This is a genomic window from Pseudomonas sp. TE6288 (genome assembly GCF_054062095.1).
Genome location: NZ_JBSSEW010000008.1, coordinates 203,423 through 224,969 on the forward strand (window position 1 = coordinate 203,423; position 21,547 = coordinate 224,969).

Here is a 21,547-nt window from a genome sequence, read left to right on the forward strand (position 1 = left end):
CGACCTTGGCTCCCATCGAAACTGGCCGTAGCTACCGCCCCAGGCAATTCCGCGTCGAGTAACAGTCTTTTACCGAAACCCCAGGTTTTCCCTGCGCAGCCTTTGCCTATCCTAGGCCAGGTCATCCCGCCTGCGATGGACCCATGAAAGACTCGCTCCCCAGCCGCTATGCTTGCCTGTTCCTGTGTCTGGTCTTCACGATTGCCAGTGCCCCTTTCCTGCTTGCCCACACCTGGCTCTGGCCCTTCATCGTCATCAGCGCCCTGCTCAGCCTGGTCGGCCTCAACGACCTGCGCCAACGCCACCACGCCGTGCGCCGCAACTATCCGATCCTGGGCAATATCCGCTACCTGATCGAGACCATCCGCCCGGAGATTCGCCAGTATCTGATCGAGGGCGACGACGACAAGCTGCCGTTCTCCCGCGCCCAGCGTTCGCTGGTGTACGCCAGGGCCAAGAACGAAAGTGCCGAGAAAGCCTTCGGCACGCTCAACGATGCCTACAAACCGGGCTTCGAGTTCATCAGCCACTCGATGCTGCCGGTGCCGATGCCCGACCCTGCGTCGTTCCGCATTCGCATCGGCGGCCCGCAGTGCCGTCAACCGTACTCGGCGTCGATCTTCAATATCTCGGCCATGAGCTTCGGCGCCCTCAGTGCCAACGCCATCGCCGCGCTGAACAAGGGCGCGCGCCTGGGCCGTTTCGCCCATGACACCGGCGAGGGCAGCATCAGCCCCTACCACCGCGAGCACGGCGGCGACCTGATCTGGGAAATCGGCAGCGGCTACTTCGGCTGCCGCAGCGAAGACGGCCAGTTCGACCCCGAGCGCTTCGCCGAGCAGGCCCGCGCCGCCCAGGTGAAGATGATCGAGATCAAGCTCAGCCAGGGCGCCAAGCCGGGCCATGGCGGGATCCTGCCGGGGCACAAGGTCAGCGCCGAGATCGCCGCCACCCGAGGCGTGCGCGAGGGCGAGGACTGCATCTCGCCGGCCGCCCACAGTGCCTTCGCCACACCGCGGGAGCTGCTGCAGTTCGTCGCCCGGCTGCGCGAGCTGTCCGGCGGCAAGCCGGTGGGCTTCAAGTTCTGCCTGGGCCACCCGTGGGAGTTCATGGGCATCGCCAAGGCCATGCTGGCCACCGGCATCACCCCGGACTTCATCGTCGTCGACGGCAAGGAAGGCGGCACCGGCGCGGCGCCCCGGGAGTTCTCCGACAACATGGGCGTGCCGCTGCGCGAGGGCCTGATGTTCGTGCACAACACCTTGGTGGGGCTGAACCTGCGCGAGCGCATCCGCATCGGCGCGGCGGGCAAGCTGGTCAGCGCCTTTGACATCGCCAGCGTGCTGGCCATCGGCGCGGACTGGGTCAACTCCGCCCGGGGCTTCATGTTCGCCATCGGCTGCATCCAGTCGCAAAGCTGCCACACCAACAAGTGCCCGACCGGGGTGGCGACCCAGGACCCGCTGCGCCAGCGCGCGCTGGTGGTGCCGGAGAAGGCCGAGCGGGTCGCAAGCTTCCACCGCAATACCCTGCACGCCCTGGCCGAGATGCTTGCCGCCGCCGGTCTGGACCATCCTTCTGAACTCAAGCCCAAGCACCTGGCGCGGCGTATCAGCGCCAGCGAGATTGGCCTGTTCTCGCAACTGCACACCTTCCTCAAGCCAGGCGAGCTGCTCAGCGGTGCGATCGACAGCGAGTTCTATGCACGGATGTGGCGGATGGCGCGCAGTGACAGCTTTGCGCCGGAGACGGGGGAGATCGAGGTGGCGCCGGTGACGGCCAGCGTGCTGCGGAAAGAAACAGCCCCGGCATAGGCCGGGGCTGCGGGTGACGCGGGATCAGGATCAGAAGATGCTGATCGGGTACTCGACGAATACGCGGACTTCGTTGCCGTCGTCGTTGTATTCGCTCTGGCGAACAGCCGTGTTGGTGCGCAGGAACGAACCACGCAGCTTGACCGACAGGTCCTTGGCCGGGCCTTCCTGGACGACGTAGCGGATCTGGCTGAACAGTTCACGTTCTTTGCCTTCACCATAGCCTTCTGGCTTGTCCAGGGTACGGGTATTGATGTTGTCACCCACGACGTAGGCAATTTTGTAGGTCAGGCCCGGTACGCCGAATGCGCCAAAGTCCAGGCCGTAGCCCAGCTGCCAGGAACGCTCGTCCTCGGCGTTGAAGTCGGACCAGTAGGAGTTGGCCAGGTAGATGGTCGAACCACCGTCGCCGATGCCGCCGCCTTTCTGGTAGCCGCCGTAGTTGTAGCCGGTATCGCCCGTGCTGCGCTGGTAGGCCAGGGTGAACGAGTGCGGTCCGTAGGCGTAGGTGGCTGCCAGGCTCCAGATGGTGTTGGAGTCGCCGGTCAGACGGCCTTCGACGTATTTCTTGTCGATGTCCGACTTGTAGCCGTTGAAGTCCAGGGTCAGGGACTGGTCAGCCGCAATCGGGAAGACGTAGTTCATGCCCAGGTAGTGCTTCTTCATCACGTCTTCGTTGTCGGCGGTGTACAGCGACGCGGTGAAGTTGTCGGTGAACTTGTAGCTGCCGCCCAGGACGTTGATCGACTTCAAGCGACCGCTGTCATGGCCTTGGGCGCTCTTCTGCACTTCGCTGGTGAAGCGACCGGCATTCAGCTCCAGGCCCTTGATCTCCTTGGACGTGATCAGGGTACCGCTGAAGCTCTCTGGCAGCAGGCGCGAATCGTCGTACTGCAGCACAGGCAGGGCCGGCATCTGGTCGCCGTACTTGAGCACGGTGTTGGAGACACGGAACTTGATCGCGGCACCGGCACGCGCCAGGTCGTCCGCTGCATCGCTACGCTTGCGCTCGTTGACGGTGTTCTCACGCTTGAAGAAGTCGATACCGCCGCCGCCGTTGCGGCCCTTGCCGCCATCGAGGCGCAAGGCGTACAGGCCGAACGCGTCGACACCTACACCGACGGTACCCTGGGTGAAACCGGAGGAGAAGTTGGCGATGACGCCCTGGCCCCACTGGGACTGGTCGTTGGTGTGATGCTTCTTGTCACGGTTGATGAAGGCGTTGCGCAGAAGGACGTTGGCGTGGCTGTCCTCGATGAAGCCCTTGCTCTCGGCCTGGTCATTGGCCTGTGCCTGGGTCGCGGCGATCATCGCCAGGGCGACCAGGCTGATCCTGGTTTTCAACATGTTATTTTCCTTATTTCGTATTCAAAAACGCTCTGCATCAGAACGCCAGGAACCAACGCCCCTTCGTAGGTTCGACGCTATGCGGATCCAAGCCGAAGGCCCGCCAATGGTCTGCAACGGGCCTTGCAGCCGCATGGCCAGAGAATGGCCAGCAGGCGTAGAGCCCGAATCCTAGCCCTGCCTGCTTATACATGTCAAAAAAACGTGAAATGCAGGTTGATATAACCAAAAACAAGGTCAGCGCTGGTGCATTTCCATGCATATCTGCCGTGGGTCAGCGCAAATTTGTCTCTTTTGTGGAAAACGCTCGAAATCCATAAAACCGTCATACGGCCATGTTCCCGCAGGCCTTCCGAAAGCCTGTTGGAAAGTGCCCTGCCCTTCCAGCTGCGCTGTCACGCGCAGAGCAGCATTGCACGCACCGCCGCTCCCACAAGCCATTCCGGAAATGCACCCCTAAGAATGCCAAGATAATTTCAAATCAATTCAAATGAATAGCAACATCTTGAAACATTTGTAAAGACAACCCTTTACAAATGTCGATGCAACAGTAAATAGCAAGCATTACCATTCGCGCCCAATTTCTCACTCCTTCCCTTGGACGCCTTCGATGCCTGCCCCCTGCCGCCTTTCACCCTTGACCCTGGGCCTGTCGCTGCTGTTCAGCGCCGGCCTGGCCAGTGCTGCCACCACGACCCTGCCGGAAACCTCGGTGACCGCCGACAGCACCCGCGAAGAGGACAACCCGCGAGTCAAGGACGTGACCACCGCGACCCGCACCTCGACCCCCGCGCGCTACGTGCCACAGGCCATCGATTCGGTGAAGACCCGCAACGTGCTGGACTACGGCAGCAGCAACCTGGGCAAGGCGCTGGAAGGCATCCCCAACGTCAGCAGCGGCGCCGACACCCGCTTCGACAGCCTGCGTATCCGCGGCTTCGACGCCAGCAACGACTTCTACCTGGACGGTGTCCGCGACGACAGCCAGTACACCCGCGATCTGCACAACATCGAGCGGGTCGAGGTGCTCAAGGGGCCGGCGGCAGTGCTTTATGGCCGTGGCAGCCAGGGCGGCATCGTCAACCGGGTGAGCAAGGCGCCGGAGCACGGCCGCCGCTCGACCATCGAGGCACAAGGTGGCAGCCAGGACCTGCGCAGCCTGTACGCCGACCTCAGCGCCGACCCCAGCGACACCCTCAGCCTGCGCCTGAACCTGGGCAACGAGGACAAGAACAGCTTCCGCGAAGGCATCGACGGCAACCACCGCCAGCTGTTCGCGCCGTCGATGAGCTGGCAGATCACCCCCGAGCTGAACTGGCTGGTGCAGTACGAGTACAGCCGCTACGACCGTACCCCTGACCGTGGCATCCCCGGCAACCCGCTCACCGGGCGCCCGGCCGATGTCAGCCGCAAGACTACCTACGGCGACACCCAGCGCGACTACATCAACGACCGCGCCGAGTCGCTGCGCTCGCGTCTGAACTACGAGCTGAACGATCAGTGGCAACTGCGCCACACCTTCAGCCTGTTCACCCTGGAGAGCGACTTCGACAACACCTACCTGACCGCCTACCGCCCCGTTGCCGGTCTGGTGGACCGCCAGCGCTGGCAGCAGGACCTGAGCACCCGCAATCTCTACAACACCGTCGAACTCGAAGGTCATGTAGAAACCTTCGGTCTGGAGCACACGCTGCTGGTGGGCCTGGAAATGGGCGAACAACGTCGCAACTCGCTGCTGAGCCAAGGCGTAGGCGTTCCCTCGGTACCGCTGCAGGGGGCCACGCCCAGCCAGCAGCACAACGGCACGATGCGGGTGTCCAGCAACAACCACACCGACGTCGAGAGCCGAGGGATCTACCTGCAAGACCAGATCCGCCTCAACGACCAGTGGCAGCTGCTGGCCGGCGTGCGCTTCGACCAGTTCGAGGTGGACACCACCAACAAACTGCGCAACATCTCGGAAAAGCAGAAGGACAACAGTTTCAGTCCGCGTATCGGCGTGGTGTACACCCCCTGGCAGGACCACTCCTTCTATGCCTCCTGGAGCAAGACCTACTCTCCGGTCGGTGGCGGCCTGATCGGCATCACCCCCGGCGCGGCCGGCAACGCCAACCAGACCGACCCGGAACAGACCCGGCAGAAGGAAATCGGGGTCAAGAGCGAATGGTTCGACGAGCGCCTGAGCACCACCCTGGCGATCTACGAACTGGAACTGTACAACCGCCGTACCCGCGACCCGATCAACCCGGAACTGATCCAGCTCAGCGGCCTGCAGCGTTCACGCGGCATCGAGCTGACCGCCACCGGCAACGTGGTGGGCAACTGGTACGTGCGCGGCGGCATCGGCCTGCAGGACGCGACCATCGTCAAGGACAACAACGGCCAGCAGGGCAACCGCATCAACGACGTGGCCAAGCGTAACGCCAGCCTGTTCGTGACCTGGAAGCCGGAGCTGGGCTGGTACGCCGAAACCGGCCTGACCCTGGTCGGCGACCGCTACGCCGACAACCAGAACACCGTGATCCTGCCGGGCTACGGCCGTTGGGACGCGCTGGCGGGCTATCGCACCCACGACTGGGATGTACGCGCGGCCTTGAGCAACATCACCGACAAGGCCTACTACAGCTCGGCAACCAGCGCGGCGCAGATCCAGGTGGGCGATCCGCGCAGCCTGGTGGTGACCGGAACCTACAGCTTCTGAGTTGTGACAGCAGCGAGCATCAAGGACGGGCCGCCCAAACGAAAACGCCACCGCAATTGCGGTGGCGTTTTTTTCTGCGGCGGGATCCTTCCCGGTCAATGCCAGATAGCCAGCAGAGCTTCGAGCTCTTCCTCGCTGATCAGGCCTTGGGGGTATCGCCCATCCAGCAGGCGTCGTGGGTCGGTCGTCCTGACCCGATCGTCTCCATGACGTTTCAACCACTGAGCCAGGATTCTGAGCGATTGGTGACTGGCCGCCGTTGAGGGCAAAGCCGACTCACTTGCTGCGTTCATTTCCTCACGTACTCCCTGGGCCGAGTGAGCGGCTAAGTTACTTCAGATGCATTACAGAATGGCGTAGGCCCATTCGTCTGAAGTACGAGGAAAAATCAATACAATTGCTGTGCCATGCCGCCCGACCGACTATCGCGAGCATTAAAAACCCGCCTTTCGACGGGTTTTTCACTCATTGGCCGATCAACGTTTTACCGGTGCCGGTTGCTGCTGGGTCAGGCAGTGGATGTTGCCACCGCCTAACAGCAGCTCACGCCCCGGGATCATCACCACTTCGTGATCCGGGAAGACCTTGGCCAGGATAGCTCTGGCTTGCGCATCAGCAGGGTCGTCGAAGCTCGGCGCGATGATGCCACCATTGACGATCAGGAAGTTCACATAGGACCCGGCCAGGCGTACCGAAGGGTCACGCTCTTGGCTGCCCACCACATGATCGACGCCATCGCATTCGGCCTGGGTGGCGTAAAGCGGCCCCGGAATCGGCATCTTGTGCACCACGAACTCGCGCCCTTTGGCGTCGCGGGTGTTTTTCAGCACCTCGTAGGCGGCGTGGCAGCGCGCGTAGTTGGGGTCATTGGAATCATCGGTCCAGGCCAGTAACACTTCGCCTGGGCTGACGTAACAGCAGAAGTTGTCGACGTGGCCATCGGTCTCGTCGTTGTACAAGCCGTCCGGCAACCAGACGATGGTCTCGACCGCCAGGTGCTCGCGCAGGATCTCCTCGATCTGTTCGCGGTCCAGGTGCGGGTTGCGGTTGCGGTTGAGCAGGCATTCTTCGGTGGTGATCAGGGTGCCTTCGCCATCGACGTGGATCGAACCGCCTTCGAGCACGAAGCCTTCGGTGTGGTAGCGCTGCACGCGCTCCATCTCCATGACCTTGGCGGCCAGCTCCTCGTCGCGGTTCCAGGGCGCGTACAAGCCGCCGTCGAAGCCGCCCCAGGCGTTGAAGCCCCAGTCCACGCCGCGTACCTCGCCGTGGTCGTTGATGACGAAGGTCGGGCCGGTGTCACGCACCCAGGCGTCGTCATTGCTGATCTCGACCACGCGGATGTTGGGCAGGTCGAGCTGGCGACGGGCGTTCTCGTACTGGCCGGCGGACACCGCCACGGTGACCGGCTCGAAGCGGGCAATGGCCTTGGCCAGGGTCACGTGCGCGGCCTGCGCCGGCTTGCCGCCCAAGCGCCAGTTGTCCGGACGCTCCGGCCAGACCATCCATACCTGGGTCTGCGGGGCCCACTCGGCGGGCATGTGGAAACCGTCGGCGCGGGGGGTCGAGTTGAGGGTCTTCATGGGTAACCTCTGCGAAGGCCCGGGGCCAGTGGCGCCAGGTCAGTGATCGAAAAAGATGCAGGCTCGCCAGTATAGGCAGCGTAATGTTCAGCCGATATTACAACCGATAAATATCGACTTTAAATAGCTAATCACAAAATATTTAGGCATAAAAAAGCCTGGCGAACCGATAACAATCGACTTGCCAGGCCTGCATGCCGTGATTCAGAGCCCTTCGCCGAGGACCCGCTCCACGCTGTCGACGAAGTAGTCCACGCTGGCCCGCGTGGTGCACATCGGCGGCTTGATCTTGAGGATGTTCAGGTAGTCGCCGGTCGGCTGCATGAAGATCCCCAGATCGCGCAGGCGATCGCACAGAATCATGGTCTCCTCGGTCGCCGGTTCCAGCGTCTGGCGATCGCGTACCAGCTCCAGCCCCAGGTAGAACCCGGAACCATGGGCGGCACCGGCAAGCGGATATTTATCGACCAATGCCTGCAGGCGTGCCTTGAAGTAACGGCCCACGTCACGGGCGTTGTCCCACAATCCTTCGTCACGCATTACGTCCAGCACCGCCATGCCGATGCGGCAACTGACCGGGCTGCCCCCGGCCGAGGAGAAGAAGTAGCCCTCGGCCTCCAGCGCCTCGGCGATCTCGCGCCGGGTGATCACCGCGCCCAGCGGCTGGCCGTTGCCCATGCCCTTGGCCATGGTGATGATATCCGGCACCACACCCTGCTCCTCGAAGCCCCAGAAGTACTCGCCCAGGCGCCCGTAACCGACCTGCACCTCGTCGGCGATGCACACCCCGCCGCGCTGGCGCACCTTGGCGTAGGCCTCGCGCAGGTAGCCCGGCGGCAGCGAGATGCCCCCGGCGTTTCCGTACACCGGTTCGCAGATCATCCCGGCCAACTGGCGACCACGGGCGTCGAGGTCGGCCAGCTTGGCATCGACATCGCGCAGGTAGTCGGCGGCGCTGTCGGCGCCCCGGTAGCGCCCGCGGAAGGTATTCGGCGCCTCCACCGGATGCACCCAGTCCGGCCGGGTCTCCAGGGCCTGGGGGTTGTCGGCGATGGAGGTGGAGATCGCGTCAGTGGCCACCGACCAGCCGTGGTAGGCCTCCAGCACGCTGAGCAGGTCGCGCCCGCCGCTGTAGGCCCAGGCCAGACGGATCGCCAGGTCATTGGCCTCGGTGCCGCTGTTGACCAGGAACACCCGGTCGAAGCCTTCCGGGGCCACTTCCAGCAGGCGTTCGGAGAATTCGGCGATGGCTGCGTAGTGAAAGCGCGAGTTGGTGTTGACCAGCGACCACTGGCGCGCCGACTCAGCGGCCATGCGCGGATGGCCATGGCCGAGCACCGCGACGTTGTTGAGCATGTCCAGGTACGAGCGGCCTTGCATGTCGATCAGGTAGTTGCGCCAACCGCGCTCGATGTGCGGAGGCTGGGCGTAGTAGTGCTTCTGCGAGCGCGCGAAGCTGGCATCGCGACGGGCCAGCAGGGCCTGCGGGTCGGCCAGCGGCTCGGCGTCGCAGGCGAAGCCCAGCAAAGCTTGTGGCGACGGGCACAAGGCCAGCCAGGCGGCAGCATGGGAGGGCGTGGCAAAGAAGGGTGGGCGGGTATCGGTATCCAGACACAGCTGCACGCGAAGGTACCCACAGGTCGCGCCCATGGCTTGTCCCTTGAGCAGCGCCTGGCCATCCGTCGGCGCCTCTTCCAGGCCTTCGAACCACAGGTTCCAGTGCGCGGTGCGCAAGCAGCCACGACCATCGCCGATACATTGCCATACCCCAGCTTCGGGCGCTTGCAACGCGGTGCCGGGCGACAGGTTCAGCTCTACGCCCAGGGCGCAGGTGGCCGGTTCTTCAGGTCGGTCGATGTGGGTTTGCGACAGGCGGTACTGCCCATGCAGGCTACACGCCGGCCCTGGCTGGATAGCGAGCAGACGCTGGTCAAAGCCGGGCTGCTCCCAGTTGCCTGCCTCGCAGTGAGGGCTGAGCACGCCCAGGTCGACGCGGATCACCGACTGGCCGTTGAGTCCTGGCAGCAACACGGCGCAATCACCAAGGTCGATGCTGGCCGGCTTTCGCCCGGCCGCCTGGAGAATTGCCGCCTCCATCAAAGCTACGGGCACGGCGCAGGCGGTATCGAAGATCTCCCATTCATGGGCGATGTTGTCGCGGGTGTACTGGTTGTCCGGATCAATGGCCAGTTGCTGTTCGCTGCTGAGCACCAGCACGGCGGCGCGGTTCAGCACCAGCGGCCAGAGGGCGCGCAACTCGGCGTCCTGCAGGGGATTCACGGCATGATAGGCGCTGACCGCCGGCAGGATCCGCAGCGGGTCGCCCTCGGCGTGATGCAGCAAGGCCGCGCAGGTCACCGACAGATCGGCGATACGCCAGGTACGCACCAGGTCACCAAAATCGATGACACCTTGTACCTGCCACTGCCGCTCGGCATCCCGGGCCCAGACCACGTTGTCGTCGGTGATGTCCAGATGCACGGCCTGGATCGGCAACTGTTCGACCAGCGGCTGCAATCGTGCGCTTGCCGCCTTGGCCACGCTCTCCACCCGCGCCCGGCGCTGTGCATCCCGCAACACCGGCAGCAGATGCTGGATCAGGGCCTGGGCATGGCGCGGATCCCACTGCAAGGTGCGCTCGAGGCCGGGATGGTCGAAGTTGGCCAGGCCCCTGTCGACGCGGGCGCAAAGCGCGCCGAGTTCCACCATCACCCGCGCCGGTAGGTGGCTCAGGCGGGTCAACGGCCGCCCGTCGATGTAGTCGAGCAGGCGCACGCGCAAGGTCTGGCCGTCGACATCCAGCGCCAACAGGTCCTGCCCGTTGCTGGCCAGGCGTACCGCAGGTACCGGCAGGCCGCAGTCACGCAAATGAGTCAGCGCGGCATGCTGTGCTTCCAACTCCTGCCGGGCGTAGTTGGCGTGGCAGATCTTGAGCACATAGCACTCATCGCTGCCGTTGACCTGGAAGTTCAGGTCCTGCTGGCTACCCAAAGGCTGCAAACCACCGGCCAGATCGTAATGCGCCCGCAGCAAGGCATGGGCCTGCGCCTCGCTCAGTGAGGGGACGGGCAAACTGGAACGCTGGATCAGGATGGAAAGCGGCATGGCGGAAGCTCTCGTTTTTTTCGTATATCGCCATCAGGCAGGCAAATTGGCAAGCCGGCAGCGTACAATTGGCGTTTCGTCGCACAGGCCTTGCAGCCCAGCGCATTCAACTTGCCTATAGCCTTGTCAGCCGACAAGCTGTGAGCCCGCTAGCCACCGTCATTATTGGAAGGAAAGGGAATCCGACATGCGTATTCTCATTACCGGGGGAGCCGGTTTCATCGGATCGGCCCTGGTACGCCACCTCATCAGCAATACCGAGCATGAAGTCCTTAATCTCGACAAGCTGACCTATGCAGGCAACCTGGAATCACTGTCGAGCATCGCCAGCAATTCGCGCTATGAGTTCGCCCAGGTCGATATCGTCGACCAGGCCTCCGTCAGTGCAGTGCTCGCCCGGTTCCAGCCACACGCCATCATGCACCTGGCAGCGGAATCGCATGTGGATCGCTCCATCGACGGCCCTTCGGACTTCATCCAGACCAACATCGTCGGTACCTACAGTCTGCTGGAGGCCACTCGGGGTTACTGGAACACACTGGGCGAGGAGGAGCGCAAGTCTTTCCGCTTCCATCACATTTCCACCGACGAGGTCTACGGTGACCTTCACGGGGTCGACGACCTGTTCACCGAAACCACGCCCTACGCCCCCAGTTCGCCCTATTCGGCGAGCAAAGCGGCCTCCGACCACCTGGTCCGCGCCTGGCACCGTACCTATGGATTGCCGGTGCTGCTGACCAACTGCTCCAACAATTATGGGCCGTTCCACTTCCCCGAGAAGCTCATTCCACTGGTCATTCTCAACGCCCTCGAAGGCAAACCGCTGCCGGTCTATGGCGATGGCCTGCAAGTGCGTGACTGGCTGTTCGTCGAGGATCACGCCCGCGCGCTGTTCAAGGTGGTTAGCGAAGGGGAGGTAGGTGAAACCTACAATATCGGTGGCCACAATGAGCAGAAGAACATCGATGTGGTGCGCGGCATCTGTGCCCTGCTCGAGGAGCTGGCCCCGCAACACCCTGCAGGAATTGCCAACTACGCTGACCTGATCACCTTCGTCAAGGATCGCCCGGGCCACGACCAGCGCTATGCCATCGACGCCAGCAAGATCGAGCGCGAGCTGGGCTGGGTTCCCGAGGAAACCTTCGAGACAGGCCTGCGCAAGACTGTCCAATGGTACCTGGACAACCTTGAATGGTGCCGCCATGTCCAGGATGGCAGCTATCAACGTGAACGACTGGGTAACAACGATTACAAGGACTCGATCGCATGACCAAGGGCATCATCCTCGCCGGCGGCTCCGGCACTCGCCTGCACCCGATCACACTGGCCACCTCCAAGCAGCTGCTGCCCATCTACGACAAGCCGATGATCTACTATCCGGTCTCTGTCCTGATGCTGGCGGGTATCCGCGATATCCTCCTGATCTCCACGCCCGCCGACCTCCCGCAGTACCGCCAGCTGTTCGGTGACGGCAGCCAGTTCGGCATCAACCTCAGCTATGCCGAGCAACCGTCGCCCGACGGCCTGGCCCAGGCCTTCCTGATTGGCGAGGAGTTCATCGGCAACGACTCGGTATGCCTGATCCTGGGCGACAACATCTTCCATGGCCAAGGCTTCAGCGAACAGCTCCAGCGCGCGGTCAAGCACCAGGCCGGCGCCACGGTGTTCGGCTACTGGGTCAAGGACCCCGAGCGCTTCGGCGTGGTCGAGTTCGACGGCAATGGCCGGGCCTTGTCGATCGAAGAAAAGCCAGCCAAGCCAAGGTCCAGCTACGCGGTTACCGGCCTGTACTTCTATGACAACGATGTGGTGAAGATTGCCAAGGGGGTCAAGCCCTCCCCACGCGGCGAACTGGAGATCACCGACATCAACAACGCCTACCTGGAGCGTGGCGACCTGCGCGTGGAGCGCTTGGGGCGCGGCCTTGCATGGCTCGACACCGGCACCCACGACAGTCTCCTGGAAGCGTCCCAGTATGTGCGGACCATCGAACACCTGCAGGGACTGAAAATCGCTTGCCTGGAAGAGATCGCTTATCAGAAAGGCTGGATCAGCCGTCAAGAATTACAGAGGAAGGCCGAAGAACTTAAGAAGACGGGGTACGGACAGTACCTCAGTAAATTGATAGAAGAGACCCCATGAATATCATCGCCACGGCCATCCCGGATGTTCTGATCATCGAACCGAAGATTTTTGGTGATAGCCGTGGTTTCTTCTTCGAAAGCTTCAACGCACGGGACTTTGCCGACAAGGCTGGCGTTGATGTGAACTTCGTGCAGGACAACCACTCACGCTCGCAAAAGGGCGTACTGCGCGGCCTGCACTACCAGATCGACAATCCCCAGGGGAAACTGGTGCGGGTCATGCAGGGCGAGGTCCTCGACGTCGCCGTGGATCTGCGCCAGAGTTCACCTACCTGTGGACAGTGGGTCGCGACGCGGCTGAGCGCCGTGGACCACCGGCAATTCTGGATACCACCAGGATTCGCCCATGGCTTCCTGGTGCTGAGCGAGTCGGCCGACTTTCTCTACAAGACCACCGATTACTACACCCCGAGCGCCGAACGCTGCATCCGCTGGGATGATCCGCAGCTGGCGATCGACTGGGGCATGCAGGAAGCACCGATCCTGTCCGCCAAGGACCAGGCCGGCAGATTGTTCAAGGATGCGGAGCTGTTCCCGTGAAAATCCTTGTCTGCGGCCACAATGGCCAGGTTGCCCAGGCGTTGCAGGGCGCCCTGGCCGGATTGGGCGAGGTGTGCCTGGTTGGCCGCGACCAGTTCGACATGGCCCGACCGGAACAGCTGCGCGAACCACTGCGCCGACAGGCTCCAGATCTGATCATCAATGCGGCGGCACACACTGCGGTGGATCAGGCCGAGAACGAGCCGGAACAGTCCTTCGCCATCAATGCCGAGGCGCCGGGAATATTAGCCGAAGAAGCCGCACGCCTCGGCGTTCCACTGATCCACTACTCCACCGACTATGTCTTCGACGGCAGCAAGGCCACGCCATACGACGAGGACGACGCGCCCAATCCCCTGGGAATCTACGGTCGCAGCAAGCTGGCCGGAGAACAGGCGATCCGCGCTGCAGGCGCAGAACACCTGATCCTGCGCACCAGCTGGGTCTATTCACTGCATGGGCGCAATTTCCTGCTGACCATGCAGCGCCTGCTTCAGGAACGTCCACAGCTGAAAGTCGTCAACGACCAGATCGGCGCCCCGACCTGGGCGGGCACCCTCGCCGCCAGTACCCGCGCGCTGATCGAGCGCTGGCGCAACGGTCAGGCCGGTGCCTGGGGCACCTACCACCTGACCGCCCAGGGCGAGACCTCCTGGTTCGGCTTTGCCCAGGCCATCGGCGAACAGCTCAAGGCGCGCGGACTGTCCTGTGCCGAGCTGCTGCCGATCCCTTCCAGCGAGTACCCGACACCGGCCAGACGACCGCTCAACTCGCGCCTGGACTGTTCGCGCCTTGCCCGTGAATGGCAGGTCGTCCAGCCGCACTGGCACGATGCACTCATCGACTGCCTCAAGTAGCGCATAATTGCGCCAGAACTTTCTGGCGCAATAAACCGCGATGATCCCAAGACCCACGCCTCCCCGCCGACCCCGCTGGCGCAGCCTGGCCCTGCTGGCGCTGTGCCTGGCCCCGCTGCTGTGGCCGCTGCACCACCTGGCCGAGCGCTACTACCAGGATGAGCTGGCTTCACAGAACCGCCAGACCCTAGACCTCTACGTCGCCAACCTGCTGGGCACCCTGCACCGCTACGAAACCCTGCCGCAGATCCTCGGCGACCTGCCGGCGCTGCGCGGCGTGCTGGCCGACCCGCTGCGCCTCGAGGCGGTAACCAACGCCAACCGGTTGCTCAAGGGCATCACCCAGCAGACCGGTGCCGAGGTGATGTACCTGATGGATGTCAGCGGCAACACCCTGGCCGCGTCCAACTGGGACAAGCAGGACAGCTTCGTCGGCCGCAACTTCTCGTTCCGCCCGTACTTCATCGAGGCGATGGAGGGGCGGCTGGGACGGTTCTTCGGCCAGGGCACCACTTCGGCCAAGCGCGGCTACTTCTTCGCCGCCGCCGTGCACGACCGCGACAAGGTAATCGGCGTGCTGGTGGTCAAGGTCGACCTCGACCACACCGAAACCCTGTGGGGCCGCACGCCGGAACAACTGCTGCTGACCGACCAGAACGGCGTGGTGGTGCTCACCTCTCGCCCGGACTGGCGTTTCCGCGCCACCCGCGAATTGACCGCGGCCGAGCGCCAGGCCATCGTCGCCATCCAGCCCTACCCGACCCAGGCCCCGCAGCCGTTGAGCCTCAACCGCGACGCCTGGCTGGTCCAGACCCGCGACATCAAGGAAACCGGCTGGCAAGTGAACATCCTCGCCCCGCGCCTGCTGGTCGACCGCTCGGTGCAAACGGTCATGGCCATCGGCGGTGGCGCGCTGCTGGTGACCATGCTCCTGGCTGGCCTGGTCATGCAGCGCCGACGCCACTACATCGACCGCATCGACTTCGAGGCCCTTGCCCGGCAAGAGCTGGAAAAGCGCGTGATCGAGCGCACCGCCGACCTCGAAGGCCTCAACACCCGGCTCAAGAGCGCGGTACTGGAGCGCGAGAGCGCCCAGCAGGAGCTGGTGCGCGCCCAGGATGAACTGGTCCAGGCCGGCAAACTGTCGGTACTGGGCACCATGTCGGCAAGCATCAGCCATGAACTCAATCAGCCGCTGGCGGCGATTCGCTCCTATGCCGAGAACGCCGAGATTCTCCTCGACCATCAGCGCACCGAGGACGTGCGCGGCAATCTCAAGCTGATTGGCGAACTGACCGGGCGCATGGCCTCGATCATCGCCCACCTGCGCGCCTTCGCCCGCCGCGACCAGCACGCCCCGGAGAGCGTTGCCCTGCAACCGGCCCTGGATGATGCCCTGGCGCTGCTGGCCAAGCGTCGCCGGGCCATGGCCGTGGAACTGGTGCGCGACCTGCCCGAGGCCACGCTGTGGGTACAGGCCGGCGAGACCCGCCTGCGCCAAGTGCTGGGCAACCTGCTGGCCAACGCCCTCGATGCCCTGACCGAAAAAGCCAACCCGCGCAGGCTGTGGCTGAGTGCCGAGCGCCAGGACGGCTGCGTCTACCTGTACATCCGCGACAATGGCCCAGGCTTCAGCCGCCAGGCGCTGGAGCACGCCAAGGAGCCGTTCTTCACCACCAAGACCCGCACCCAGGGCCTCGGCTTGGGGCTGGCCATCTGCGAAAGCCTGATGCACGCGCTGGGCGGCGAGCTACTGCTGGGCAACCACCCGGAAGGCGGCGCACTGCTGACCCTGAAACTGCGCGTGGCCAAGCCCGGCGCCAACCTGCAATCTTCGGAGGATACCTCGGCATGAGCACCGAGACACCGATCGACAGCCGTGCCCAGGTGATCCTGGTCGATGATGACCCGCACCTGCGCCAAGCCCTGAGCCAGACCCTGGACCTGGCCGGGCTCAAGGTGGTGGCCTTGGCCGACGCCCAGGGCTTGGCCGAACGCCTGGAGGAGGACTGGCCGGGCGTGGTGGTCAGCGATATCCGCATGCCCGGCATCGATGGCCTGCAACTGCTGGAGCAACTGCACGCCCGTGACAGCGAACTGCCGGTGCTGCTGATTACCGGCCACGGCGATGTGCCACTGGCAGTGCAGGCCATGCGCGCCGGGGCATATGACTTCCTGGAGAAACCCTTCGCCAGCGACGCCCTGCTCGACAGCGTGCGCCGCGCCCTGGCCCTGCGCCGCCTGGTGCTGGACAATCGTAGCCTGCGCCTGGCCCTGAGCGATCGCCAGCAGTTGGCCACGCGCCTGGTCGGGCAATCCCCCGGCATGCAGCGCCTGCGCGAGCAGATCGGCGCCCTGGCCGGCACTCGCGCCGACGTGCTGATCCTTGGCGAGACCGGCGCCGGCAAGGAGGTGGTGGCGCGTGCCCTGCACGACCTGTCGAGCCGACGCGACGGCCCGTTCGTGGCGATCAATGCCGGCGCCCTGGCCGAGTCGGTGGTCGAGAGCGAACTGTTCGGCCATGAGCCGGGCGCTTTCACCGGTGCGCAGAAGCGCCGCATCGGCAAGTTCGAATTCGCCAATGGCGGCACGCTGTTCCTCGACGAAATCGAAAGCATGAGCCTGGATGTTCAGGTCAAGCTGCTGCGCCTGCTGCAGGAGCGGGTGGTCGAGCGCCTGGGCGGCAACCAGCTGATCCCGCTGGATATCCGTATCATCGCCGCCACCAAGGAAGACCTGCGCCAAGCCGCCGACCAAGGGCGTTTCCGTGCAGACCTGTACTACCGCCTGAACGTCGCACCGCTGCGTATCCCCGCGCTGCGTGAGCGCGGCGACGACATCCTGGTGCTGTTCCAGCACTTCGCCGACGCCGCCAGCGAACGCCATGGCCTGCCGCCCCACAACCTGCAACCGGCGCAGCGTGCCCTGCTGCTGCGCCACGACTGGCCGGGCAATGTACGCGAGCTACAGAATGCCGCCGAACGCTTCGCCCTTGGCCTGGAGCTGGCCCTTGATGGCCAGGCGCCTGCGGCGGCCAACGATATCCATGTCCCGGTGCCGGCCGGTAACCTCAGCGAGCAGGTCGAGCAGTTCGAGCGCTCGCTGATCGCCGCCGAGCTGATGCAGCCGCACAGCTCCATGCGCAGCCTCGCCGAGGCCCTCGGCATCCCACGCAAGACCCTGCACGACAAGCTGCGCAAGCACAGCCTGAGCTTTGGCGGGCACGACGACCAGGAGGACAACCGTCAATGAGCAACGACAGCCAGTACCTGCAGTCCGTACTGCACGGCGACATCCCGCTGACCCGCGAAATGGGCATGGAGGTCATCGATTGGCAGGCACACACCTTGCGCCTGAAGCTGCCGTTGGCACCCAACGTCAACCACAAGAGCACCATGTTCGGCGGCAGCCTGTATTGCGGCGCGGTGCTGGTGGGCTGGGGCTGGCTGCACCTGCGTCTGCGCGAGCTGGGGATCGATGACGGGCATATCGTCATCCAGGAAGGGCAGATCAGCTACCCGCTGCCAGTCACCGGGGCCGCCGTGGCACGTTGCCCGGCGCCGGACGAGAAGACCTGGGAGCGGTTTCTGACGATGTATCAACGTCGTGGACGGGCACGACTGACGCTGGAGACGGTGGTGAGCAACGAGGGTAGTGACGAGCCTGCGGTGACGTTCAGCGGGCAGTACGTGCTGCATCGCTGAAAGCTGGGGGTGCTTCGCCCCCTTTCGTCGCGACGAACCGCGGCGATGGGGCGCGTAGCGGCCCCGACGAGCTCAAGCCTTGATCGCACTCGCCAGTTCGACGAGCGCCTGACGCCATTCAGCCGCGCGGGGCAACGCCAGGAAGAACGGATTGAGCAGCGACTCACGCGGTGGGTAGCGGAACGGCAACCCGTCCAGCCCGATCACTTCGCCCCCGGCTCCCTCCAGCACGCCCTGGGCAGCCGCAGTATCCCACTGCGAGGTCGGCGCCAGCCGCGGATAACAGTCGGCACTGCCTTCGGCCAGCAGGCAGAACTTCAGCGAGCTGCCGATGTTGGCCAGTTCCAGCTCCCCCACCGCACTCCCAAGCCCCGCCAGCAGCGCTTCCTGCTCCGGACTCGAATGCCGACGGCTGGCGACAACGGTAAACCGCTCCTGTGCCGGTGGGGCATTACGCACCTGGATCGGTTGAGCCTTTTCGTTACGCTCGGCCCTCCAGGCACCGAACTCGCGCCCACCGAAGTAACAGCGGCCATTGGTTGGCATCGCCACCACACCGAACACCACCTCGCCGTTTTCGATCAGCGCGATGTTGACGGTGAACTCCTCGCTACCGGCGATGAACTCCTTGGTGCCATCCAAAGGATCGACCAGCCACCAGCGCTGCCAGCCTGCGCGGGTTGCCAGCGGGATGTCGCAGTCCTCTTCGGAGAGCACCGGAATCTGCGGCGCCAACGCCTGCAAGCCATCGGCGATAACCCGATGGGCCGCCAGGTCGGCAGCGGTCACCGGTGAATCGTCGGCCTTGTTGCTTACCGCCACGTCAGCGCGCCAGAACGGCAAGGTCGCCTCGCCGGCCAACAAGGCGAGCTTGGCTACGTCCTGCATCAGTCGCCGATCATTCATACGCTCAGCACCCCACGCTGGATCAGCAGGTCACGGGCCAGGTACAGCGCCGCCAGCGCCCGGCCTTCGCTGAACTGCGGGTGCATGGCCAGGGCCGAGAGCTCGCGCAGGTTGACCTTGTCGACGCGCATCGGCTCGGGTTCGTCGCCCTCCAGACGCTCTTCGTACAGATCGGTGGCCAGGACCACCTGGATCTTCTGGCTCATGTAACCGGGCGACAGCGACAGCTCTGTCAGGTGTTCCAGCTGACGCGCGCCGAAACCGGCCTCTTCCTTGAGCTCCCGGTCGGCGGCGGCGAGCACGTCCTCGCCCGGCTCGATCAGGCCCTTGGGCAACGACAGCTCGTACTCGTCGGTACCGCCGCAGTACTCCTCGACCAGCACCGCATGCTCGGCATCGAGCATGGCCACGATCATCACCGCGCCATAGCCATTGCCACGGCCGACCAGTCGCTCATAGGTGCGCTCGGTACCGTTGGCGAAGCGCAACTGCACGGCTTCGACGCGGAACAGGCGGCTGCTGGCGACGATTTCGCGGCTGAGGACGGTGGGTTTCTGGCGCATGGGGCGGCTCCTTGGCGTGAACGGGTTACTATACCGTGGCTTGCCGACTGATCGAGAATTTCCCATGCCCGTTCTTCCCTGGTCCGCCATCGATACCGTCCTGCTGGATATGGACGGCACCCTGCTCGACCTGCATTACGACAACCGCTTCTGGCTGCAGCACTTGCCCCAGCGCTACGCCGAGCTGCATGGTGTGAGCCGGGCCATGGCCGAGCTCGAGCTGCGCCCGCTGTTCGAACAGCACGCTGGCACGCTCAACTGGTACTGCCTGGATTTCTGGAGCCGTGAACTGCGCCTGCCGATCCGCGAGCTCAAGCTGGAGATCGCCGACCTGATCGCCTTGAAGCCGGATGCCGATACCTTCCTCGCCGCCATTCGCAAGGCCGGCAAGCGGGTGGTGATGATCACCAACGCGCACCGTGACTCGCTGTCGTTGAAGCTGGAGCGGGTGGAGCTGGCGCCTTATTTCGAACGGCTGATCAGCTCACACGACTATGGCTATCCGAAGGAGAGCCCGCAGTTCTGGGATGCGTTGCAGGCAGACATCGGCTTCGAGCCGGCGCGCAGCCTGTTCATCGATGACACCCTGGCGATTCTGCGCAGTGCCCGGCAATTTGGCGTGGGGCACCTGCTGGCTGTGCGCCAGCCGGATAGTCGGGCCGAGCCACGCGATACCCAGGAGTTCGCGGCAGTAGAGGATTACCGGGCGTTGCTGGCAGGCTTGTAACTGCGCATTCGCCCCGTAGGAGCGGCTTCAGCCGCGATCACCCGCGACGCGGGTGCCAGGCACCGCGATGCCCGCATCGCGGCTAAAGCCGCTCCTACAAGCGCCCCCTCAGTCAGGAATACGCAGTACTTGCCCCGGATAGATCTTGTTGGGGTCCTTCAGCATCGGCTTGTTCGCCTCGAAGATCTTGTTGTACTTGTTGGCATCGCCGTAGACCCGCTTGGAGATGGCACTCAAGGTGTCACCCTTCTCGACCTCGATGAACCGGGCCGCCTGGGCCACCGGCCCGGTGACGGTGATCTGGTCATCCACCGAGGCCACGCCAGCGATATTGCCGGCCGCCAGGATGATCTTCTCTTTCTCTTCCTGGCTGCTTACCTCGCCCTTGAGGATGACCTTGTCACCCTCTACAGTGGCCGAGATGTTCGGGTTGCCCAAACCAACGTCCTGGACGTGTTTCTTCAACTGTTCCTCGGCATTGGCATTGCCGGGGGTCAGCAGGTCGATCAACTTCTCGCCGGCTTCCTTCACGAAACTGAACAGGCTCATGTGGCGCTCCTTTGATGAGTGAATCCATGGAAGCAGGAGTCTAGGCCAGGATCGGCCATCCCGCCCCGCTGCGACCAATCGACGCGCTCTATCACGACATAGACGCTAGCGATTAGACGCCACCGGTACAGGGGCCTAGGCTTGTGGGGTCAAACTGCCAGCCGGTATTCGCCCCGATGAACAGCAAGCCACCGGTCTGCGCGGCGTCCACGCCCTTTGCCCTACCCGCCGCCAGCAACACCTACGACTATGTCCAGCTTTCCGATGCCGCCCGCGACAATACCCCGCTGGCCGAGGAAGTGGCGCTGGCGATCGTCTACAACGGCCTGAACCAGGCGGTGATGCTGGTCAGCCCGACCGACCTGGAAGACTTCGCCGTCGGCTTCAGCGTGGGCAGCGGCATCGTCGCCGGTACCGAGGAAATCTACGATGTGAAGCTCTCCGGCAGCGGTTCGGCGCTGTATGCCGACCTGGAGATCTCCAGCCGCGCTTTCTGGAACCTGAAGAATCAGCGCCGTCAGCTGGCCGGCACCAGCGGCTGCGGCCTATGCGGCGTCGAGGCCCTGGAGCAGGCATTGCCCGAACTGAAGGTGCTGCCCGGGGCGCCGTTGCCGCCCGCGCACTGGCTGAAAGACCTGCGCCAGCGCATCGATGCCTTCCAGCCCCTCGGCCAGCATTGCGGAGCTGTTCACGCGGCGCTGTTCATGGACCGCGACGGCCAGCTGCTGCTGGGCCGCGAGGACATTGGCCGGCACAACGCCCTGGACAAGCTGATCGGCGCCCTGCTGCGCCAGCGCATCGACACCCAAGGGGGGCTGGCCATCGTCACCAGCCGCTGCAGCCTGGAACTGATCCAGAAGGTCCTGCGCGCCGGCATCCAGACCTTGGTGAGCCTTTCCGCGCCCACCGGCCTGGCCCTGCAATGGGCGCGCAAGCACAACCTCAACCTCATTCATCTGCCCAAACACAGCGCACCGCGGGTGTTCAGCCCAGCGGCGGAGTAGCAA

17 protein-coding genes are annotated in these 21,547 nt (G+C 64.0%); 11 read left to right on the plus strand and 6 right to left on the minus strand.

Annotation, left to right across the window (positions count from 1 at the left end):
- Positions 1-143: 143 nt before the first annotated feature.
- Complete coding sequence (locus ACVWY1_RS10620) at positions 144-1,814, plus strand: FMN-binding glutamate synthase family protein (RefSeq protein WP_457378242.1); 1,671 nt, start codon at positions 144-146, stop codon at positions 1,812-1,814.
- Positions 1,815-1,844: 30 nt separating this feature from the next.
- On the opposite strand, the gene ACVWY1_RS10625 is transcribed toward ACVWY1_RS10620, so the two are convergent.
- Positions 1,845-3,161: an OprD family porin gene (locus ACVWY1_RS10625; protein ID WP_277502484.1), complete on the minus strand. Its 1,317-nt coding sequence runs from the start codon at positions 3,159-3,161 to the stop codon at positions 1,845-1,847.
- A 610-nt stretch (positions 3,162-3,771) separates the two neighbouring features.
- Here ACVWY1_RS10625 and ACVWY1_RS10630 point away from each other — a divergent pair.
- Positions 3,772-5,862: a TonB-dependent receptor gene (locus ACVWY1_RS10630; RefSeq protein WP_457378243.1), complete on the plus strand. Its 2,091-nt coding sequence runs from the start codon at positions 3,772-3,774 to the stop codon at positions 5,860-5,862.
- Positions 5,863-6,338: 476 nt separating this feature from the next.
- Here the strand turns inward: ACVWY1_RS10630 and aguA are convergent, their stop codons facing one another.
- Together aguA and ACVWY1_RS10640 are read right to left on the minus strand one after the other, a co-directional pair.
- On the minus strand, positions 6,339-7,445 hold the full coding sequence (gene aguA / locus ACVWY1_RS10635; protein WP_111532493.1) for an agmatine deiminase: 1,107 nt from the start codon (positions 7,443-7,445) through the stop codon (positions 6,339-6,341).
- A 204-nt stretch (positions 7,446-7,649) separates the two neighbouring features.
- Positions 7,650-10,550 (minus strand): aminotransferase, encoded by a 2,901-nt coding sequence (locus tag ACVWY1_RS10640; RefSeq protein WP_457378244.1) that lies wholly within the window; start codon positions 10,548-10,550, stop codon positions 7,650-7,652.
- Positions 10,551-10,737: 187 nt separating this feature from the next.
- Between ACVWY1_RS10640 and rfbB the strand changes: the two genes are divergently transcribed.
- Genes rfbB through ACVWY1_RS10675 form a run of 7 tightly spaced genes read left to right on the plus strand, consistent with a single transcriptional unit; the run spans position 10,738 to position 17,795 of the window.
- Positions 10,738-11,820 (plus strand): dTDP-glucose 4,6-dehydratase, encoded by a 1,083-nt coding sequence (gene rfbB, locus ACVWY1_RS10645; protein WP_277502481.1) that lies wholly within the window; start codon positions 10,738-10,740, stop codon positions 11,818-11,820.
- The gene (gene rfbA, locus ACVWY1_RS10650; protein WP_102683442.1) at positions 11,817-12,692 is read left to right on the plus strand and encodes a glucose-1-phosphate thymidylyltransferase RfbA; all 876 of its coding nucleotides are present in this window, start codon (positions 11,817-11,819) and stop codon (positions 12,690-12,692) included. Before rfbB ends, rfbA begins: the two co-directional genes overlap by 4 nt.
- Entirely contained in the window at positions 12,689-13,234 is a 546-nt protein-coding gene (rfbC, locus tag ACVWY1_RS10655) for a dTDP-4-dehydrorhamnose 3,5-epimerase (protein WP_102683443.1), read from the plus strand. The genes rfbA and rfbC overlap by 4 nt, the downstream gene beginning before the upstream one ends.
- A complete protein-coding gene (gene rfbD, locus ACVWY1_RS10660; protein WP_277505529.1) occupies positions 13,231-14,091 on the plus strand; it encodes a dTDP-4-dehydrorhamnose reductase in 861 nt (286 codons plus the stop codon). Before rfbC ends, rfbD begins: the two co-directional genes overlap by 4 nt.
- Before the next feature lie 40 nt (positions 14,092-14,131).
- On the plus strand, positions 14,132-15,946 hold the full coding sequence (locus ACVWY1_RS10665) for a sensor histidine kinase (RefSeq protein WP_102683445.1): 1,815 nt from the start codon (positions 14,132-14,134) through the stop codon (positions 15,944-15,946).
- On the plus strand, positions 15,943-17,343 hold the full coding sequence (locus ACVWY1_RS10670) for a sigma-54-dependent transcriptional regulator (RefSeq protein WP_102683446.1): 1,401 nt from the start codon (positions 15,943-15,945) through the stop codon (positions 17,341-17,343). Before ACVWY1_RS10665 ends, ACVWY1_RS10670 begins: the two co-directional genes overlap by 4 nt.
- Positions 17,340-17,795 (plus strand): thioesterase domain-containing protein, encoded by a 456-nt coding sequence (locus ACVWY1_RS10675; protein WP_102683447.1) that lies wholly within the window; start codon positions 17,340-17,342, stop codon positions 17,793-17,795. Before ACVWY1_RS10670 ends, ACVWY1_RS10675 begins: the two co-directional genes overlap by 4 nt.
- 72 nt (positions 17,796-17,867) lie before the next feature.
- On the opposite strand, the gene cysQ is transcribed toward ACVWY1_RS10675, so the two are convergent.
- Both cysQ and nudE read right to left on the minus strand, forming a co-directional pair.
- Positions 17,868-18,701, minus strand: a complete 834-nt coding sequence (gene cysQ, locus ACVWY1_RS10680) for a 3'(2'),5'-bisphosphate nucleotidase CysQ (protein WP_277502480.1) — start codon at positions 18,699-18,701, stop codon at positions 17,868-17,870.
- On the minus strand, positions 18,698-19,264 hold the full coding sequence (gene nudE, locus ACVWY1_RS10685) for an ADP compounds hydrolase NudE (RefSeq protein WP_457378245.1): 567 nt from the start codon (positions 19,262-19,264) through the stop codon (positions 18,698-18,700). The genes cysQ and nudE overlap by 4 nt, the downstream gene beginning before the upstream one ends.
- Before the next feature lie 64 nt (positions 19,265-19,328).
- Between nudE and yrfG the strand changes: the two genes are divergently transcribed.
- Positions 19,329-19,991 carry a GMP/IMP nucleotidase gene (gene yrfG / locus ACVWY1_RS10690; RefSeq protein WP_102683449.1) on the plus strand — a complete coding sequence of 221 codons (663 nt, stop codon included), beginning with the start codon at positions 19,329-19,331 and terminating at the stop codon, positions 19,989-19,991.
- Between the two features lie 108 nt (positions 19,992-20,099).
- Here yrfG and lysM read toward each other — a convergent pair whose 3' ends face one another.
- A complete protein-coding gene (gene lysM, locus ACVWY1_RS10695; RefSeq protein ID WP_457378246.1) occupies positions 20,100-20,540 on the minus strand; it encodes a peptidoglycan-binding protein LysM in 441 nt (146 codons plus the stop codon).
- A 176-nt stretch (positions 20,541-20,716) separates the two neighbouring features.
- Between lysM and fdhD the strand changes: the two genes are divergently transcribed.
- On the plus strand, positions 20,717-21,544 hold the full coding sequence (gene fdhD / locus ACVWY1_RS10700; protein ID WP_102683452.1) for a formate dehydrogenase accessory sulfurtransferase FdhD: 828 nt from the start codon (positions 20,717-20,719) through the stop codon (positions 21,542-21,544).
- Positions 21,545-21,547: the final 3 nt, after the last annotated feature.

Excerpts from the sequence above, each read along its gene's own strand:
- ACVWY1_RS10620 (WP_457378242.1), top strand. The coding sequence starts at position 144 with ATGAAAGACTCGCTCCCCAGCCGCTATGCTTGCCTGTTCCTGTGTCTG.
- ACVWY1_RS10625 (WP_277502484.1), bottom strand. The coding sequence starts at position 3,161 with ATGTTGAAAACCAGGATCAGCCTGGTCGCCCTGGCGATGATCGCCGCG.
- ACVWY1_RS10630 (WP_457378243.1), top strand. The coding sequence starts at position 3,772 with ATGCCTGCCCCCTGCCGCCTTTCACCCTTGACCCTGGGCCTGTCGCTG.
- aguA (WP_111532493.1), bottom strand. The coding sequence starts at position 7,445 with ATGAAGACCCTCAACTCGACCCCCCGCGCCGACGGTTTCCACATGCCC.
- ACVWY1_RS10640 (WP_457378244.1), bottom strand. The coding sequence starts at position 10,550 with ATGCCGCTTTCCATCCTGATCCAGCGTTCCAGTTTGCCCGTCCCCTCA.
- rfbB (WP_277502481.1), top strand. The coding sequence starts at position 10,738 with ATGCGTATTCTCATTACCGGGGGAGCCGGTTTCATCGGATCGGCCCTG.
- rfbA (WP_102683442.1), top strand. The coding sequence starts at position 11,817 with ATGACCAAGGGCATCATCCTCGCCGGCGGCTCCGGCACTCGCCTGCAC.
- rfbC (WP_102683443.1), top strand. The coding sequence starts at position 12,689 with ATGAATATCATCGCCACGGCCATCCCGGATGTTCTGATCATCGAACCG.
- ACVWY1_RS10665 (WP_102683445.1), top strand. The coding sequence starts at position 14,132 with ATGATCCCAAGACCCACGCCTCCCCGCCGACCCCGCTGGCGCAGCCTG.
- ACVWY1_RS10670 (WP_102683446.1), top strand. The coding sequence starts at position 15,943 with ATGAGCACCGAGACACCGATCGACAGCCGTGCCCAGGTGATCCTGGTC.
- ACVWY1_RS10675 (WP_102683447.1), top strand. The coding sequence starts at position 17,340 with ATGAGCAACGACAGCCAGTACCTGCAGTCCGTACTGCACGGCGACATC.
- cysQ (WP_277502480.1), bottom strand. The coding sequence starts at position 18,701 with ATGAATGATCGGCGACTGATGCAGGACGTAGCCAAGCTCGCCTTGTTG.
- nudE (WP_457378245.1), bottom strand. The coding sequence starts at position 19,264 with ATGCGCCAGAAACCCACCGTCCTCAGCCGCGAAATCGTCGCCAGCAGC.
- yrfG (WP_102683449.1), top strand. The coding sequence starts at position 19,329 with ATGCCCGTTCTTCCCTGGTCCGCCATCGATACCGTCCTGCTGGATATG.
- lysM (WP_457378246.1), bottom strand. The coding sequence starts at position 20,540 with ATGAGCCTGTTCAGTTTCGTGAAGGAAGCCGGCGAGAAGTTGATCGAC.
- fdhD (WP_102683452.1), top strand. The coding sequence starts at position 20,717 with ATGAACAGCAAGCCACCGGTCTGCGCGGCGTCCACGCCCTTTGCCCTA.